Genomic DNA, 17,892 nt, shown 5'->3' with positions numbered 1-17,892 from the left:
GGCTGTCGAGATAATATATTGATTTATAATAATAAATAATCATTCATTCATAGTGAATAATAACTCTGAATACAGTAAATTGTTCTCATCTCAATCTCATATTGCATCAATGAAAATCACTTCCTTGCACCCTATAGCGGGGAAAGCGTGGGGATAAAAACACTTCAAGAGAAGAGTAAAAATATCTTTTATGAACACTCTCAGGTGCCAAGAGCTATTGCGATATTGGGAGCAGGCAAATAAGCTTGATGGCGATAATTCGCATCATCATAAGCATAAAGAGAGTGATGCACTATGGTTTTTTCTTACACCATTCATGAGCCTATTACGAAATGGGCTTAAGTAAATTGAGAAATATTGAAAAAAAGCGCATGTCTTGGCAAGACAATGGCATTTTGTCGCGTTCTGTTTTGCATAAGCGGCGTGTTTCCATGAAGAACGCGCTAAAAAATAACATGAAACAATGGATAATTTCTGTGAGATAAAACTCTTGATAAGATTATCTCAAGACGCAATCTTTAAAATTGAATGAGTTAATAATTCTATGTCTTTTCTCTCTGCACAAATTTTATCACATTTAAATCCTTTTATCATGGGATAATGATCTTACACGTTTAAAATAAAGATTAAGTAGTATATAAAATCACAATTTGAGGTGGTTTTTATAAATCTTTTAAGGGGGGGAGAAGATATGGCTTATGCAACCAATAAAGCAGATATTGATGATGCGATTTATGCTCTTCGTTTACGCCTTAAAATACTTAATCTTATTAGAAAAGCAAAATCTGGTCATACGGCTGGAAGTCTTTCCTGTATTGATTTTATTTATATCTTATACAAACATATTCTTCAAATAAATCCAAAGCGTATCCATGATCCCAATCGCGATCGATATGTTCAAAGTAAGGGGCATGCGGTTGAAGCATTATATATTGTATTGTCAGAAATGGAATATTTTGATCCTCAACTTCTTGATACTTATTTAAACTTTGGTTCAGATTTTATTGGTCATGTCACTAAAAAAGTTTCTGGTATAGAACAAAGCACAGGTTCTCTTGGGCATGGTTTATCTCTTGGTGCAGGAATGGCTCTTTCTGGACGGATGAATTCTCAATCCTATCGTGTTTTTGTACTTCTTGGCGATGGCGAAATGGCGGAGGGCTCTGTTTGGGAGGCTGCACTTTTTTCAGCACATTATAAACTCAGCAATCTCATAGCAGTAGTCGATAGAAATCGACTACAAATTACAGGTACAACAGATGTTTTAATGAGAACAGAGCCTTTAGCAGATAAATTTACAAGTTTTGGCTGGCATGTTGTAGAAATCGATGGTCACGATATAACGCAACTGAAAACATCTTTAACATCATCTCCATTCCATAAAGACAAACCAACAGCAATCATTATGAACACAATAAAAGGGAGTGGAATTTCCTACATGGAAAATGACATAACTTGGCACCATAAAGTTCCAACAGATGAAGAATATAATCTTGCTGTCAATGAAATTGAGACAAAAATTCAATTAATGGGAGCATGAATATGGATAATCCTCATCAACAGACACAAACTGCTGTGAAATTTTCCAACCTCGCAATTGTCAATAAGACCCTTATAAAAATAGCGCAATTTGATAAGGATATCGTTGTTTTAACGGCTGATTCACGAATATCTGGGAAGATTGACCAATTCGCAAAGCGCTATCCAGAGTGTATTGTAGAAGTTGGAATTGCTGAACAAAATTTGGTAGGTGTTGCTGCTGGTCTTGCTTCATGTGGAAAAAAGCCCTTTGTTGTTTCGCAGGCTTGTTTTTTGACAACGCGTGCACTTGAACAAATAAAGGTAGATGTTGCTTATTGTGAAAATCCTGTTCGGTTAATTGGTATTGGTGCTGGGATTAGTTATGGGCCACTTGGGACTACTCATCATGCCATTTCTGATTTTGCTTCGCTTCGTGCCATTCCTAACATACGCATTATTGCTCCTGCGGATAATAAAGAAACGGAGGCTGCAATTCTCTCGACGTTAAGCAGTCCTATGCCTGCTTATATACGTTTAGGAAAGCGTGCTATTACAAATATTCATAGTAACGCTGCAAAAATCGATATCAGCAAAGCTTCTGTTATAAAAAGGGGAAAAGATATTCTCTTGCTTGCAACTGGGGAAACCGTTCAGATTTGTCTTGATGTGGCTAAAGAACTCAAAAAATATGAAAGGATACCGACGGTTGTAAGCATACCAACAATTCGTCCTTTGGATAATGTATCTGTGCTGGAACTATGCAAATCTCACCGATCTGTCGTTGTTTGTGAAGAACATAGCATAAATGGAGGGCTTGGAGAAGCAATTGCGAGATTACTCATGGAACAGAACATTGTCTGTAAATTTATTTCATTAGGAATACCAGATGAACCAATCTGTAATGGAAGTCAATTAGATGTTCTAGCACATTATGAAATCAGTAAAGATGGTATAATGAAAAAAGTGTTAGCAATGACATAATATACATAAAACATGAAACTGCTTGCTCATGTGTTTTCCAGCTTAAACAATAATAACGTATTGAGAATGCAAAAAATGAGATAAATAAGCATATTAAATTGCGCTTTTTTATTGCTTAAAAACGTATTTCACCAAAGCCCTATCATATCCATAGAATATATGATTCAATAAACTCTATAGAAACACTGTAGATATGATAAAATCTGATCGATTTTTTTATTATAAGTATAGCTTATAATAACATATATTGATTTTTTAATGAATTGTATTATATACTATAATAGTTTAATTATAAACTTAAATAAAAATAAATAAAATTTACAATTTTATTTTTTAATACATTATGTATTAATAAATTAATTAGTATATTATATTGTAAATGTGTTTATAAGTAGGAGTAAAAATGCTCATAGCATTCTTGATAGGTATTTTTTCTATATCAACAGTTGTTTTGCCTTTAATAGCAGCGCTTGTTCCTTTTTATCCTTAAAATAGGCTTTTAATAAAGTAAATAAAAATGGACACAGTATTATTTGTGTTTTTTCTGCGTTCATTATGATTAGGCTTTTGTCTTTCCTATTATTGTAGTTATGCTGTAAAACACTGTTATTTGAGGTGTGGTGATATAAGGTATGTAAAATTTTGCACATTAAGTATTTTTAGGTAATGTAATAAATTCTCAGAGCAGGATTTGTCCATAGAACCTCTGAAATGAATCATACAAATGGTCAGCAGGCGGCGTCTGCTAGACAAGAAACTGGATTATTTATAAACCTTGCACTGGTAGGAAGCTTCGTCATTTGAGATATGAGGAGGGAAACAATATAGTTATGAGGCATTTTCTATCATTTTATAGAGAAGATTTTTGAGCTGTTCGCTTTAATGTTAGCTGTTAACATGTTTGTGAAATGTACAAATATGCTTCTTTATAAAAAAGATTTTCTTCTTTTTAAGTAATAGAGGATATTGTTTTTATTGCTCAAAAACATATGAATTTGCTAAACTTTCGTGTGTAATATCTTTAACTGTGCGAGCACCGGTTAGTGTCATAGCGACCCGCATTTCATTTTCGAAAAGATCAAGCAGGTGAACAACACCTTTCTCACCGGCTGCTGCAAGTGCATAAACAAAAGCTCGACCAATCATAACAGCATCCGCACCCTGTGCTATCATACGTACAACATCAAGACCAGAACGCACACCAGAATCCGCTAAAATAGTCAAATCTCCCTTTACAGCTTCCGCAATTGTTGGCAACGCCCGTGCCGTTGATAAGACACCATCAAGTTGACGCCCTCCATGATTGGAAACAACAATACCATCAGCACCAAATTGTAATGCTTCTCGTGCATCTTCTGGATCAAGAATACCTTTCAAAATCATCTTTCCCTTCCAAAAGTCTCGAATCCATTGCAAATCACGCCAACCAATTGAGGGATCAAAATTTTCTCCAAGCCAACCAACATAATCGTCCAATGCAATTTTTTTTTGCAAATAGGTAGAAACATTTCCAAGATCATGTGGACGTCCCATAATACCAACATTCCAAGCCCAATGTGGATGGGTAAAAGCTTGTAAAACACGGCGTAACCCAGCATAAGGACCAGACATTCCAGAATGCGCATCACGATAACGTGCACCAGGAACTGGCATATCAACTGTAAAAACCAAAGTGCGTATCCCAGATGCCCAAGATCGTTCTAATGCATCACGCATAAATCCGCGATCTTTGAGAACATAAAGTTGAAACCAAAATGCACTTCCAACAGCTTTTTGCACTTCTGCAATGGGGCAGACTGAAACTGAGGATAGAGTAAAAGGTATCCCTTTTGCAACGGCAGCGCGTGCAGCTTGTACCTCACCACGACGTGCATACATGCCAGTTAGTCCAACAGGTGCAAGTATAATGGGTAAATGAAGTGTTTGATCAAAAAGCTTAAGTGAAAGATCAACTTTATCAATTTGCTTGAGAATCCTTTGGCGTAGTGCAAGCGCTTGAAGATCTGTAAAATTACGTCGCATCGTTTCCTCAGCATAAGCTCCACCATCAATATAGTGAAAAAGGAAAGGAGGAAGGCGGCGTTTTGCTGCTTTACGGTAATCAACTGTTGAGGAAATAATCATGAAGTGCACCACTGTTTTTGAATGAAAAGCGAAAACACTCTAAAGCGAATAAGAACCAATCCGCACGCCTCCAATGAGACGTCTTCCCCAATATTCTATTCAGTAGAGGTAGGCAACTAAGATTGCAACTCAAAAAAACACATTGATAACAACAACATCTTTATTGTTCTTTTCTAGATTAAAAATCTGATGGTGATACGTCTTCATCAATAACCTCCCAGAAATGTTGTTTTAGTCATTTATTTTCATTTTAAATTAGTATTTCTCTTAATAAACTATAAAAGTACCTCATATGACAGTTTATACAAGTCACATTGAGTATATATCAAAAAAAATCCCTCCTCTAAAGATAAAAAACGTATTCATAGAATGTCTCATAGGCAGCTAGAAATGCTTTTTTACAAGCGGACTGAATAATGCTAGCTGTTTTTCTAATTTAAATTTATCAAATCATAGATTTCTTGATTAATTTAAGGCACTTTAAAGAATTTTAAATAATAAATACATATAAAGAGAAAAATCTCATTTTCTTTAAAAATTTTCTACGTATACTATAAATTGATTATAGACAGAGAATACAATTTATTGAGTCTTATCAAAGTGAGCTTTGAACAACAGGTGAGACATATCTAAAAAGTTATGAAGAATACTATATGGGAAAAATGTGTTACTGCTCTATCAACAAAAACGTCTATTTTTAGTTTTAACGATATTTTATAATAAAACAAAATGTATGATATTTTTTACAATTTGTAAAAGTGAAACGCGTAGTGGCAAGAGACTTTACGCATTCAGTTGGAGGAATGCACAAAGTAAGAGCATATAATATATGGAAAAACTAAAGCTTTTCTTTTACTCTCATAGTTTTTTGCAAATATTTTACCAAAGCTTGTGTTTTCACATCATTTAAAATGCTTGGATAATTTTAATCCCTGCGCTTGATAATGTGATCCAACCTCATGTCCATAAAGTGTTGATGGTCGATTAAGCATATGCTCATAGATTAGACGGCCAATAATTTGTCCATGCTCCAAGATAAACGGAACTTCGCGGCTACGTACTTCCAAAACCGCTTTTGCTCCTTTTCCACCTGTTTCCATCTGTCCAAATCCTGGATCAAAAAAGCCTGCATAATGTACCCTAAATTCACCAACTAAAGGATCAAAAGGCGTCATTTCAGCGGCATAAAGTGGAGGAACATGGACAGATTCTCGCGAGACTAAAATATAAAACTCATCAGGATCAAGAATCAGTTCTTTTTGACCTCGGTCAAAAAGCGGTTCCCAAAAATCTAGAATGTCTGCAATAGCACGTTTATCGATATCAATAACACTTGTATGGCGTTTACCACGGTAGCCCACAAGCCCGTTTTCGCCCCCTTCCAAATTAATAGAAAGCCCAATACCACCCGCATTAATATTAGGTAAATCATCTGATATAAGCGTTTCTTGCCGATGCAAACTATGGAGCTCAATTTCATTTAAAAAACTGTGTCCTTTGCGAAATCGAAGCTGAGACAAACGTGAACCAGTACGTACCAAAATGGGAAATGTGCGTGGACTAATTTCAAGATAAAGTGGACCATGATAACCAGCACAAATCTTATCAAACTCCTGAGCATTGTCGGTAATCACACGGGTAAAAATATCTAATCGTCCGGTAGAACTTTTAGGATTGGTAGCTGCAGATAAAATTTCTGATAAAGCCAAACTTTCTAAAAGAGGAACAACATAGACACAACCTGTTTCTAAGACCGCTCCATTTTGCAAATCAAATTCGTGCAACTTTAATCGTTCGAGTTTATCGAGAACTTTTACATGAGCTCCTGGCATAAAGGAAGCGCGGATACGATAAGCTTTGGTTCCTAAACGAAGATCAAGACTTGCGGGTTGTATTTGGGTTACATCAAATGGCAACAGAGCCTTAAGAATATGATTATCAATTAAAGCTTGTATATCACTATCTGCCAAAATACCGCTTACACGCGCCATATGTTTTGCCTTCCATTTTTACGTTATTTCTTTTTGTCTCAGATGATTGATGAGTGCAAGACATTTTAGGAAAATAACGATGATTTGCTTCTCATTTTACCAATTAACTTTCTGCTATAGTTAACCATAGAATGCCACAAACAATGAAACAACATTTGATACAATATTCCTTGAAAATAAATAAGTTTTTTGAGAATAACAGCTTTCATATATTCTCATTCTTGAATGTTGCACAAATGATGCTATCATAATTCAAAACTTCTCTAGAATCCTTAGGAATCTTGTTAGAATTTATGATGATCATACGCCATCTCAGCGAAAATATTATTAATCAAATTGCAGCCGGTGAAGTTATTGAACGGCCTGCAAATGTTATCAAAGAACTTGTTGAAAATGCCATTGATGCGGGAGCAACGCGCATTGAAATTATTACCGCAAATGGTGGAAAAAACTTTATAAAGGTGAGCGATAACGGCTGTGGTATTTCTGCAGATCAGTTAACATTAGCCGTTTCTCGTCATTGTACCTCAAAAATTACCGATGATGTGCACAATATCTGCTTCCTAGGCTTTAGAGGAGAAGCCTTACCCTCTATTGGTTCTGTTGCTAAACTGAGACTCATTTCACGAACGCAGGATGCTGATAATGCTGCTGAAATTATTGTCACAGCGGGAAAAATTGTTGGACCAAAGCCAGCTGCTGCAAATCCTGGAACGATTGTTGAAGTACGTGATCTTTTTTTCGTTACCCCAGCACGGCTGAAATTTATGAAAACTGACCGTGCTGAAACGAATGCGATTACCGATATGGTGAAACGCATCGCTATCGCATTTCCACATATTCGTTTTTCTCTTTCAGGCTCAGACAGAACTTCTCTCGAACTTCCTGCTACAGAAAATAATACCCAAGGACAATTACAACGTATTACGCAAATTATGGGTACAGAATTTGCTCCCAACAGTATAGCACTCAATGCGGAACGTGAGTCAGTTCGTTTGACGGGGTTTGCTTGTTTGCCTACCTTTAGTCGTAGCAATAGTCTCCACCAATTTGCTTATGTTAATGGGCGTCCAGTACGCGATAAATTTCTTTTTGGAGCAATTCGAGGAGCCTATGCTGATGTCATGACGCGGGATCGTTATCCTGTATGCATTCTTTTTATTGACCTTCCCCCCGCTGATGTAGATGTCAACGTACACCCTGCCAAAGCAGATGTACGATTCCGTGATTCAGGTTTCATTCGCGGTTTAATCGTTGGAGCAATTCGTGAAGCATTGCATCAAACGGGTGTTCGCTCTACTTCAACGCGTTCTGAAGCCATGTTAAGTGCATTTCAAACACAACAACCATTGAAAAATTTTCACAATACACTTCCACCTTCTTCTTATAGACCGCAGCCTCACCATTTGTCATCTGTATCAATGGTGCACAAACCATTGGATATGACCAGTTCTTTTGGTTTAAAAGAAGATACACCTCCTCTGATAGAGGGGTTAGATACACCAAGTGGTGATGCTTACATCTCAAATATTTCACCTTCACCAGAAGAATTGTCTTATCCCCTAGGAGCTGCCAGAGCACAAATTCATAAAAACTACATTATCTCTCAAACTCAAGATAGTTTGGTTATTGTCGATCAGCATGCTGCTCATGAACGATTGGTTTATGAAGCACTTAAGAATGCGCTTTATTCCAAACCGCTTCCTTCACAATTATTGCTGATCCCTGAAATTGTAGAACTCTCTCAAGAAGACGCAGCGTGCCTTTTAACACACAAAGATGCTTTGCAGAAATTTGGCTTGGGTATAGAACCATTTGGACCTGGTGCAATTGTTGTACGCGAAATCCCCTCTATGTTAGGAGAAATTAACGTACAAGCTCTCATTAAAGATCTTGCGGACGAAGCCGCTGAATATGATACGACAAACAATTTAAAAGCAATGCTTGATTATATTGCTGCAACAATGGCTTGTCATGGCTCAATACGATCAGGACGTCTTTTGCGCCCTGAAGAAATGAATGCACTATTACGGCAAATAGAAGCAACTCCTCATACAGGAACGTGTAATCACGGTCGTCCTACTTATATTGAACTTAAATTGGCTGATATAGAACGGCTTTTTGGTAGAAAATAAATGATTATTCACTGCTTTGGAAAGAAATATTTTTTCACAGTTTACTCTCGACTTTATAAGGCATGTTATGGCACTTTACTTGCGTAATCTCTCATAACAATGAAAGGGAATATAAAAAAATGTTTTCCAGTGGTGAACGCCAAGCAAAAATTCATTATACTAATAATGGGTATAAAGTCATAGAATATGGAACCTATACGCTTTGTGCTGTTAGTGGACAAAAAATCTCAATAGACGATTTGAAATATTGGAATCATCACCGCCAAGAAGCATATGCGAGTTGTGAAATTTCCTATCACCGCGAGCTTGAATGCAACCCGTATCTCAGCCAATTATTAAAAGATCAGAAAAAATAACCAATGGAAAGCTATAAATTGAACTCTTTAAAGGGGGTTTTTACGCTCTTTAAAGCGAGTTATGACCTCCTCAAGGAGCATACGACAAAAATCTTTTTGAGAAAAATCAACTTGGGTATCAAATATAATAAGATTTTTTAAATCTTTTTGCATATTGCTTGTTTGTATACGTGCATAATCCTTAGCAGTTGTCGCCAGCCATAGATTTTGATTTTTAGCCTTTTGTGCAAGATTTTTTAAATCTGTATCGGTAAAAAAATAGTGGTCAGGATAAGAATAAGTTTGCACCACATGACCGGACAGTTCTTTAATAGATTTAAAAAATTTATCTGGATGGCCAATACCTGCAAAAGCCAAAAATGATTTGCCTGCAACCTCATCAGACGCGAAAGATTTAAGAGAGGCATGATGCAAAGGTTTTTCTGTACGTGTGACAAGAAAAGCAATCTTATCTTGCGCATTCGAATCACCAATCAATAAAACACTATCGGTTAAAGAAAGCTGTGTGTCTAATGGTGCACGCAAAGGTCCTGCTGGGAAAACCGCTCCATTACCAAAGCCACGCATCGCATCTACAACAAGCAATGCATAGTCCATATAAAGACGGCGGCTTTGAAACCCATCATCCATTAAAATTAAATTACATCCTGCTTTCTTAAGCAGCCTTGCTGCAGCATAACGATCAACGGATATAGCAACAAAAGCATGTCGTGCAAGTAAAATTGCTTCATCTCCAACATCATGCGCATTATCATATTTTTCATTGACAAGATGTGCTTTCTTAATCGCTCCACCATAACCACGCGAGACAACACCAGGCACGAAACCAAGTTCTTTAGCTACTTTAGCAAAAGCAATGACAACGGGTGTTTTACCAGCACCACCACAGGTAAAATTACCAATACACAAGACGGGAAGATCAATAATAGGAGGCTGTCTTGCCATATGCCGACGTGAAAAATAACCATATCCCCAAGAAATTGGAGCTAACAAAACACGCAAAAAGCTTTTGTTTTTCCACCAAAAATGTGGTGTGCTAATGTGCATGTCACCTCCGATGTTGACTTAAACCAGTTTGTATAACAAGGGGATGCAAAAATGGTTCAAGAAGCTTTAATGTAAGCTCAAGTGCACCTGCCATACCCGTTGCAATTTCATAGGCTTTATCAACCATTTCTTGTTGTAATGCTTCATTCGTTAAAAGCTTATACACTTGAATAGCAAGCTGTTTTGTATCTTGAATCATATAGGCTGCTTCACGCGCCAAGAATTGTTCAAACATCTCTTGAAAATTTGAGACATGAGGTCCCGTTAAAATAGCTGAACGAAAAAATGCTAATTCCAATGGATTATGTCCACCGTCTGCACATAATGACTTTCCAATGAAAGACACTTTTGATAAGCGAAGGAAAAGCCCCATTTCTCCAATCGTATCGCCCCATAAAATGTCTGTATTCGCCTCTGGAACAGCATTATGACTTCTACGAACAAAACGTAAATTTTTATTATTGCATTTCTCAATAAGATCTTCTAAGCGTCCAGGATGACGAGGCACAATGATTGTCAACAAATCTGGCAAATAATCCTTAAGAATCCTATGAACTTCAAAAGCGATTTCTTCTTCTCCCTCATGAGTTGAAAGAGCGGCCCAAACTGGACGATTACCGATAGCGCGACGGTAATGTATAAGTAATGCTTGATCTTCAACGGGTAAAACATCAGCCTTAAGATTACCAGAAAGCGCAACAGATTTTACTCCAAGCGCATGGTAATAAGCGACATCTCTTTCATTTTGACCAAGAACGAGATCAATATTCTTAAAGATATGTTTAGCAAGAGCAGGGCGTTTTTGCCAAGCTTTAAAAGAACGTTCAGACATATGGGCATTAACCAAAATCTGCGGAATATGCATTTTAGCAAGTTCTTTAATACGCAGAGGCCAAATTTCTGATTCACAAACCAATACGAGATCAGGTTTCCAATGATTGATAAAACGGCGCATTGCCAAATCTAAATCCAAAGGAGCATATTGATGAATTAACCGATTACCAAACAGTTTTTTTACAAGAGAAGAAGATGTTACAGTACCTGTTGTTAATAATACATTGATTTTCAATGATAAAATATAATTAATAAGCGGAACAAGAGCAAGTGTTTCTCCAACACTAGCTGCATGCAACCAAATAAGAGGACTTTGAGGTCGTGCTTTATGGCTTTTTCCCAAACGCTCTTGTTGGCGTCCTCGCTCTTCTTTTCCACGGACAGTACGAAAAAACAAATAAAAAGGGATAACAGGACGTAAGCAAAAGCCAATCATCCGATAGATTAAAAAAGCAGTTTGTGCTTTTAGTTCCATTATTAAAATCACCCCATATCATCTGTTTTGAGACGTCTATAAACTTTTTTATTAAAAGATGTATTACTCCTTTATGAGATCAAATTTTCTTCTTTCGAATAATGAAATACTCCTCATATTTTAGGCAACAAAAACACCTCAATTATGGGAATAATTTGGAAAAGTAGACATGCAATCCTATGCCATGTTTTCAAGAATCTTCTCCTATGAAAATGCATGCACACAGAGTATGATAGAACAGGTAAATAATTTAGCTAATAAAATAATCCTTTTTCTCATTTTCCAGGCTTTATATCCACAATTATAATATTTTTTTCAGACCTAAAAATGCATTTTGCCCATGAAGAGCTCTCCTATCCATATATCGCGATAGCTCTTGCATTCGAGAGCATTTATAAGAAACATTCGTCCTTGCTCAGACGTTTTATATCCACATGCTCATCCCGCTTGTTATGTGCAAGCGAATAGTTTTAATTGATTCACCATGGGAGAGATCTGAAATGAGAGTACCTTACAATATTCAGAGTTTTTCTTTAATATGAACAAAGATAAATTATGATTATAAATCAATATATTTTATCCATATAAACACAAAGTATTTTTACACCGCCTTCTGAAATCATACACAAACTTAAGTTTTCACCTTTTTCCAAAGAGGGTATTTATTTAGTGAGTGAACAAAACAAAAATACGATAACAGCTTTTTCATTTTGAAAATAAAGAAAGGAGTTTACGATACATCATTCATACAAAAAAGTGATAAGAAAGAGATTATAAACATCCTATCTTTTTATAATCTTATCTCAAACTTTCAATTATGATTATCCAATAAACAAAAAGCAATCTATCCACAGAACAAAAACTATCTAAAGAGTGTTTTCATCAGTAAGTATTGCTTTCTTCGCTAAAAATACCTTGCTTTTTTCTGAGCTCTTTCACTCATCTTGCGATTAAATCTAAAGAACTCAATTTTTCTGCACTTGATGTCGCTTAAGAACATAATAATAGAATACGCAAGTTTTATTACGCATCGCCCATTTCACTGTCAAGAATGTGCTGTAAATCTACAATGTAATAACGTTGTAATGCGTTGTCTACACTACTTTGTGCTTTTGCTTGCCACGCTTCTCGGGCGGACTGATAATTAGAAAAAATACCAACAACATCTAAGTTATCAATATTCTTAAATTGATTACTATTAAGATTTTTTAACTCCCCGCCAAATACAAGGTGCAAGCATTGTTTTTTCTCAGTGGCTTCAGTCATATGTGCCTCCATATCATAAAGAAATTTTAGTGTATTTTTTATGTGATGAAACTGATTTTATGTGATTAAACTAACTTGGCTTGACGAACAACATCTATCATATCTTGGCAGCAATTATTTTTACCAGCAATTAAAAAACCATATTGATAAGATTCGATTCCGTAAGATATAAAAGGTGTATCAAGCGCTAAAAAACATCCCCCGCATTCCTGTAAAATAAGATCAGCCGCAGCAATATCCCATGCATGACAATTGGGACGAACCAACACAATATCAATTTCATTTTGAGCCACAAGAACAATACGATAGGCAAGAGAAGGAATGTAGTGATAAAAATTGACTTTATTGCACAAATCATTCGGTAATTTTTGTACGAGTGATTTATCAAGTGAGACTGTATACTTCCTGTGGATCTGAGATGCCAAAAGAGGAAGTTTTTTACCATTTAATGTTGCACCTCCACCAGTGACAGCAGCATAAACATCTCCCTTAGCTGGACATTGCACAACACCCACAATAGGGCGCCCGCTCTCAATAATAGCAATCGAAATACACCAATAGGTGCTGCCTGAGAGAAAACCACGCGTTCCATCAATAGGGTCAACCACAAAATAGCGTTCATAAATTTTTTGTTTCCGATCATCTTTCGTTTCTTCTGAAATCCATCCATAACTTGGGCGCGCTCTAAGAAGTTTTTCTTTCAAAAAGTCATCAACGGCAAAATCTGCTTCACTGACTGGTGAATTTCCTTCTTTAATCCAAACATCCAACGTACATCCAAAATACTTCATTGCTAAATCTCCTGCTTCTCGACAAACATCAAGCAAGAGGTTTAAGTCAGAAGAATGATGCGTGTTATTTTCCTGCAAGTGTCATTCCTTCAATTAATAATGTTGGAGCTGCTGTACCATAACGCCGATCGATATCATTTGCAGGTGTTAAATGCGCTAACATATAAAGCAAATTGGAACCTAACGTTACTTCGCTTACAGGATAAGCAAATTCACCATTTTCAATCCAAAAACCAGATGCACCACGGCTGTATTGTCCTGTAACAAAATCAATACCATGCCCGAATAGTTCTGTGACATAAAATCCACTTTGCAAACCTTTTATCATATCATGGGGTGATAGGAGCCCTGGTTCAATAGCAAAGTTGGTACTTGCTGGCTTAACCAACGATGCTGAACGCACACCATGACCATTGGTTTTAAGTCCCAATTCACGTGCTGAAGATGATGAAAGAAGCCAGTTTTTTAAAATACCATTTTCAATGATATTTAATGTCTGTCCCTCTACTCCTTCTCCATCGAAAGGGCGCGAAGCATTTCCACGCAGTCTCAAAGGCTGATCTGTCACATGAACATCTGGTTTCATCACCGCTTTACCTAAGAGATTTTGTAAAAGACTTGTTTTACGTGCTACAGATGCTCCATTAACCATAGATGCAATATGTCCCGCGATGCCACGAGCCGTACGCGGAGAAAAAATAACATCTACAGTCCCTGTGGCAGCACGAATTGCTCCTAAACGTCGAACAGCTCCAACACCAGCATTTCTTCCCACAATTTCTGCTGCTTCCAGATCAGAAAAATGTAAGGCCGTTGTATAATCATAATCCCGTTCCATCGCAGTACCCTCACCAGCAAGAGCACTGCAAGAACGTGAAAAACCACTGGATTGGTAGGCACCACAAAAACCATCACTGGTGACAAGAACAAATCCGCTATGACCATAAGCTGTCGCTGCTCCACCAGAATTGCTTACTCCTTTAACATCGAGGGCTGCTGCTTCTATTTTTAAAGCATCTTCTGTGAGAAAATGACTGTGCGGAACAAAATCATCAAAAAGATCGAGATCTTTAGGATGTATCACCAAAGATTCTTTATCTGCCAAACCTTCGAATAAATTGTCTGGAGAAGCTTTGGCCATTGCAACAGCACGTTCTGCCAATTCTTGCGGATAAGCTGCTAAATTAGCAGAAACACTTGCCACTTTTTTTCCGACAAAAACCCTTAATGTAAAATCATTGCTCTCTGAAGCTTCTGTTGATTCGACTTTTCCAAAACGAACCGATACACTGGTAGAATGTGTACGAACAATAATAGCATCAGCAGCATCTGCCCCAGAACGTTTTGCCGATTCAACCAATGAAGCAGCTTTATCAATCTGGTTTTTGTCAGTCATCACGGACTCCCTTAAATTTAATTCCTCATATGGGGAAGCAATTGGGCAAATTTATACAAAATATGACTTTTGTATATTCATCGATAAAAAATATGTATCATGGACGCATTTTTTTTCAACGAATTAAGCAATTTCCTTTTTAGCGTCTTTTCAAAAAGGTGCAATATATTATCAATTTTTTAGGTTTCAATTATTCCAATCCACGATATGTTATTGCACAAATTAAAACTGCCTTTATCATCAAACCAATAGGAAGTCATTCGATAACACTTGGCTTCATTTCAATTTTTTAAGCATTCCAATAATTGGAAGATGTTCTAAATTATGTTTCCTTTTACCACGAAGCATTAAAGCGACTTTTACATTACTCTCCTATGGCATTCTTTAATTCTCATGAAAACATGAGGAAATGCTCCTCTAATACTCCTTCTTTAACATTTATGAACTCTCTCATCATAAATACAATAATAATGAAACACAAACCATAGAAAGTGTAAAAGGTAACGTCATTCGTTATAATTTTATCAAGAACAGCAGTCATTATTTTGTTTAATATACATAATGTCAGCACAGACTTTTTTCATATTTTAGCGAAAATAAGTTATTATCATGACATTCGCTCTCGATGTCACCGGATATAAATGATAATATAGTGCCTTTCTTATGCATCATATTTAACCAGCTACGATGTTATTAAATAAAGCCTGATCGTCTTGTTAAATTCTGATAGAATAAAAACGATAACTTTTTATTTTTCAACAAAAGAGATATTTTATGAGCCTTTTTGTGATAAAGTAAAATTAATTAATTTTTATAAAAGTTTTAGTATAGAAGCGGTTTTACACAATGATAAGCTTTAAATAAATAATCCCAAAATGCTCTGTGAATGGTTAGCTCGTAAAATATCCATAATTCAAAGACTTAATTCTCACGTAGGCGATAACGTCTACATTATTTCTTTTTACAACAATATCGATTTTCTTTATAAATGAGGCATAACTACGAGATAGTTTTATCTCCAGTAAGAGCGCGCCGACACATTTCAGTCATTGCATAGCGGAGATGTTGCTTAATTTTTGTGCCAATAATCATTCCAAAGAAAGGAGAAAGTAAGCCAGACATCGTTACCGTATGACGAATTTTATTTTTTGAAGAGTTTGAATCCGTTGAAATAATATACTCATGATTAAAATTCATGTGCGTAAAAGGAAGTCTAGTATAATCAGAAAAGCAAACATTTTTTATAACTTTATCAAGTGTGAAAGTTACTTTCGGTCCTTTTTTAGGTTTCATTTGCCCCGTTGCTCCTACTTTGAAAGCACCAGAGAGTTCTACCCACTCAAGTTCGTGATCCCAGCACGGCCAAGTTGTCACGTCTTCCCACATAGCCCAAATTTGCTCAGCACTTGCTTCTGTGTTAATTTCTTCACTATATGTCCATTTAAACATGAGAGTCCCCTTTATATTACAAAAATTCCTATTCTAGTGATGAAATACATAAATATTCAAGCTAAAAGCAATTCTGAAATTTAACATATGCCCTTCTCTTGCAGTTTAGTCTCAAAATAGGAGTATCGTGACAAAGGGTGAGTTGATACCAATCTATTATTTTAGACCATGCTTTAATTCAACAAAGATACTCAGTTATTTTAAATCAATATTCTTTAAATACTTGGAAACAACCCAAACAGTTAAACAATTAGCCATCATAAATCCCCATTGCTTTGCGAATTTTGGCGGCATCAAAAGCGGTAATTTCAAAAAAACCCCGTCGCGCCAACACTCCCCAATGAGGGTTGGTTAAAAATTCAAGACCCTGAATCTCTTTTAAAATAACAGGTTGTGCTTGTTTGTGAAAAATAACATCTTTTCGAAAAGGGCTGAAATGAGGCATTTGCTCCACTTGATAAATATGATTATCCTTAAATATACACTGAAACTCTACTGTTTGCAGAATCTGTCCAGTACCCATTTTGCATCGTGGACAGTAAATGAATACTTCATCTCCTTTAGAGGTCTTTCGGAGTGGTCCAGCCTTACCGTGACAGACTTGAAGAAAGCCAAATTGTGCGGCAAGGCGTGCGTGCTCTCGAGAAATTACAGCTATCCAATGTTTCATTTATATTCATTCTTTCACAAAATGAGTAAGATTTTTATACTTAAAATATGTTTTTTAAAGTTATCTAGTAACGAAGGTGTTTTTTATCACATTGATAAAGATACAGATACAATTTGAGTAGCTTAAAATTGTAAATTTCTGCTAAAAAGTTAATAATATTTCATAATATATTTTGTATGAACAAAAAGAAATTAATCGTAAGAAGTCATCACAATGAGTATGGAATATGATTGCTTAGTAAGGAAAGCTCGTAAAAAATTATTGAGTTAAAAAACTTCAGGATTTCTAAATTCTTTCAAATAAACTATTTTTTAGCGCATTCGCGTTTAAAAGAAATTTGTTCCATTTCTACAAATCATCACATTACAATTGCTATCATTTAAAAACATAAGACAAAGAGAGTTCGATACAAGAAGCAAAAGAGTGTGAGAAAATAAATTTTATTTGGTTTTGTCATAAGTATTTGATAAAAAATAAAATTTACGATTTTTCTATAGCTTTCACTTATGAATAAAAACAGCTTATATACAGATAATTTGCCAGGATTATACCTTCGAAATCATATAACATTTCAAATGACAGTTTTTTAAATCTCTGTTGAAGCAGCTTTAAGAAACTTTGTCACAACTCTTAACTTTGTTCTTCATAACGAAGGTGAAGCTGTTAACAATTTTATATAGTATAAAACAAGATTCAGGCATATGTCAAAAGGCGGGTCAGTTAAATAACTTATTATTTTCGCTTTTAAAAAAGAGAAATGGTGCCGCATGCCGGATTCGAACCAGCGACCCCATCATTACGAATGATGTGCTCTACCAACTGAGCTAATGCGGCATGAACTTGTACATTAAATTAA

Annotated in this window: 13 protein-coding genes and 1 tRNA gene; 4 read left to right on the top strand and 10 right to left on the bottom strand. The window is 36.0% G+C overall.

What is annotated here, in order from left to right:
* The first annotated feature begins 691 nt into the window (after positions 1 to 691).
* On the top strand, positions 692 to 1,540 hold the full coding sequence (locus tag PVV69_RS00190) for a transketolase (protein WP_273755994.1): 849 nt from the start codon (positions 692 to 694) through the stop codon (positions 1,538 to 1,540).
* 2 nt (positions 1,541 to 1,542) lie between these two features.
* Complete coding sequence (locus tag PVV69_RS00185) at positions 1,543 to 2,502, top strand: transketolase family protein (RefSeq protein WP_273755992.1); 960 nt, start codon at positions 1,543 to 1,545, stop codon at positions 2,500 to 2,502.
* A 972-nt stretch (positions 2,503 to 3,474) separates the two neighbouring features.
* Here PVV69_RS00185 and lldD read toward each other — a convergent pair.
* Together lldD and PVV69_RS00175 are read right to left on the bottom strand one after the other, a co-directional pair.
* On the bottom strand, positions 3,475 to 4,626 hold the full coding sequence (gene lldD / locus PVV69_RS00180; protein WP_273755990.1) for an FMN-dependent L-lactate dehydrogenase LldD: 1,152 nt from the start codon (positions 4,624 to 4,626) through the stop codon (positions 3,475 to 3,477).
* Positions 4,627 to 5,528: 902 nt separating this feature from the next.
* Entirely contained in the window at positions 5,529 to 6,617 is a 1,089-nt protein-coding gene (locus tag PVV69_RS00175; RefSeq protein WP_273755988.1) for a 2'-deoxycytidine 5'-triphosphate deaminase, read from the bottom strand.
* Positions 6,618 to 6,913: 296 nt separating this feature from the next.
* On the opposite strand from PVV69_RS00175, the gene mutL reads away from it, so the two are divergent.
* Both mutL and PVV69_RS00165 read left to right on the top strand, forming a co-directional pair.
* On the top strand, positions 6,914 to 8,752 hold the full coding sequence (gene mutL, locus PVV69_RS00170; protein WP_273756075.1) for a DNA mismatch repair endonuclease MutL: 1,839 nt from the start codon (positions 6,914 to 6,916) through the stop codon (positions 8,750 to 8,752).
* A 119-nt stretch (positions 8,753 to 8,871) separates the two neighbouring features.
* Positions 8,872 to 9,108: a DUF2093 domain-containing protein gene (locus PVV69_RS00165; protein WP_273755986.1), complete on the top strand. Its 237-nt coding sequence runs from the start codon at positions 8,872 to 8,874 to the stop codon at positions 9,106 to 9,108.
* A gap of 27 nt (positions 9,109 to 9,135) precedes the next feature.
* Here PVV69_RS00165 and lpxK read toward each other — a convergent pair whose 3' ends face one another.
* The 8 genes from lpxK to PVV69_RS00125 form a co-directional block, all read right to left on the bottom strand.
* Positions 9,136 to 10,155, bottom strand: a complete 1,020-nt coding sequence (lpxK, locus tag PVV69_RS00160; RefSeq protein WP_273755984.1) for a tetraacyldisaccharide 4'-kinase — start codon at positions 10,153 to 10,155, stop codon at positions 9,136 to 9,138.
* Between the two features lies 1 nt (position 10,156).
* The gene (gene waaA, locus PVV69_RS00155) at positions 10,157 to 11,467 is read right to left on the bottom strand and encodes a lipid IV(A) 3-deoxy-D-manno-octulosonic acid transferase (RefSeq protein WP_273756074.1); all 1,311 of its coding nucleotides are present in this window, start codon (positions 11,465 to 11,467) and stop codon (positions 10,157 to 10,159) included.
* A gap of 1,020 nt (positions 11,468 to 12,487) precedes the next feature.
* Positions 12,488 to 12,730: a DUF4170 domain-containing protein gene (locus PVV69_RS00150; RefSeq protein ID WP_273755982.1), complete on the bottom strand. Its 243-nt coding sequence runs from the start codon at positions 12,728 to 12,730 to the stop codon at positions 12,488 to 12,490.
* A 65-nt stretch (positions 12,731 to 12,795) separates the two neighbouring features.
* Entirely contained in the window at positions 12,796 to 13,599 is an 804-nt protein-coding gene (locus tag PVV69_RS00145) for a 3'(2'),5'-bisphosphate nucleotidase CysQ (protein ID WP_273755980.1), read from the bottom strand.
* Positions 13,586 to 14,917 (bottom strand): TldD/PmbA family protein, encoded by a 1,332-nt coding sequence (locus tag PVV69_RS00140; RefSeq protein WP_273755979.1) that lies wholly within the window; start codon positions 14,915 to 14,917, stop codon positions 13,586 to 13,588. Before PVV69_RS00140 ends, PVV69_RS00145 begins: the two co-directional genes overlap by 14 nt.
* Before the next feature lie 999 nt (positions 14,918 to 15,916).
* Positions 15,917 to 16,366, bottom strand: a complete 450-nt coding sequence (locus tag PVV69_RS00135) for a hypothetical protein (RefSeq protein WP_273755977.1) — start codon at positions 16,364 to 16,366, stop codon at positions 15,917 to 15,919.
* A gap of 250 nt (positions 16,367 to 16,616) precedes the next feature.
* Positions 16,617 to 17,036, bottom strand: coding sequence for an EVE domain-containing protein (locus PVV69_RS00130; protein ID WP_273755975.1), 420 nt, complete (start codon positions 17,034 to 17,036; stop codon positions 16,617 to 16,619).
* Between the two features lie 758 nt (positions 17,037 to 17,794).
* A tRNA-Thr gene (locus PVV69_RS00125) sits at positions 17,795 to 17,870 on the bottom strand.
* Positions 17,871 to 17,892 lie beyond the last annotated feature (22 nt).

The organism is Bartonella sp. MM73XJBT, from assembly GCF_028618465.1.
Lineage (GTDB): Bacteria > Pseudomonadota > Alphaproteobacteria > Rhizobiales > Rhizobiaceae > Bartonella.
The sequence above is the reverse complement of the archived record's forward strand: the minus strand, read 5'-3'. Positions and strand labels throughout refer to the sequence as shown.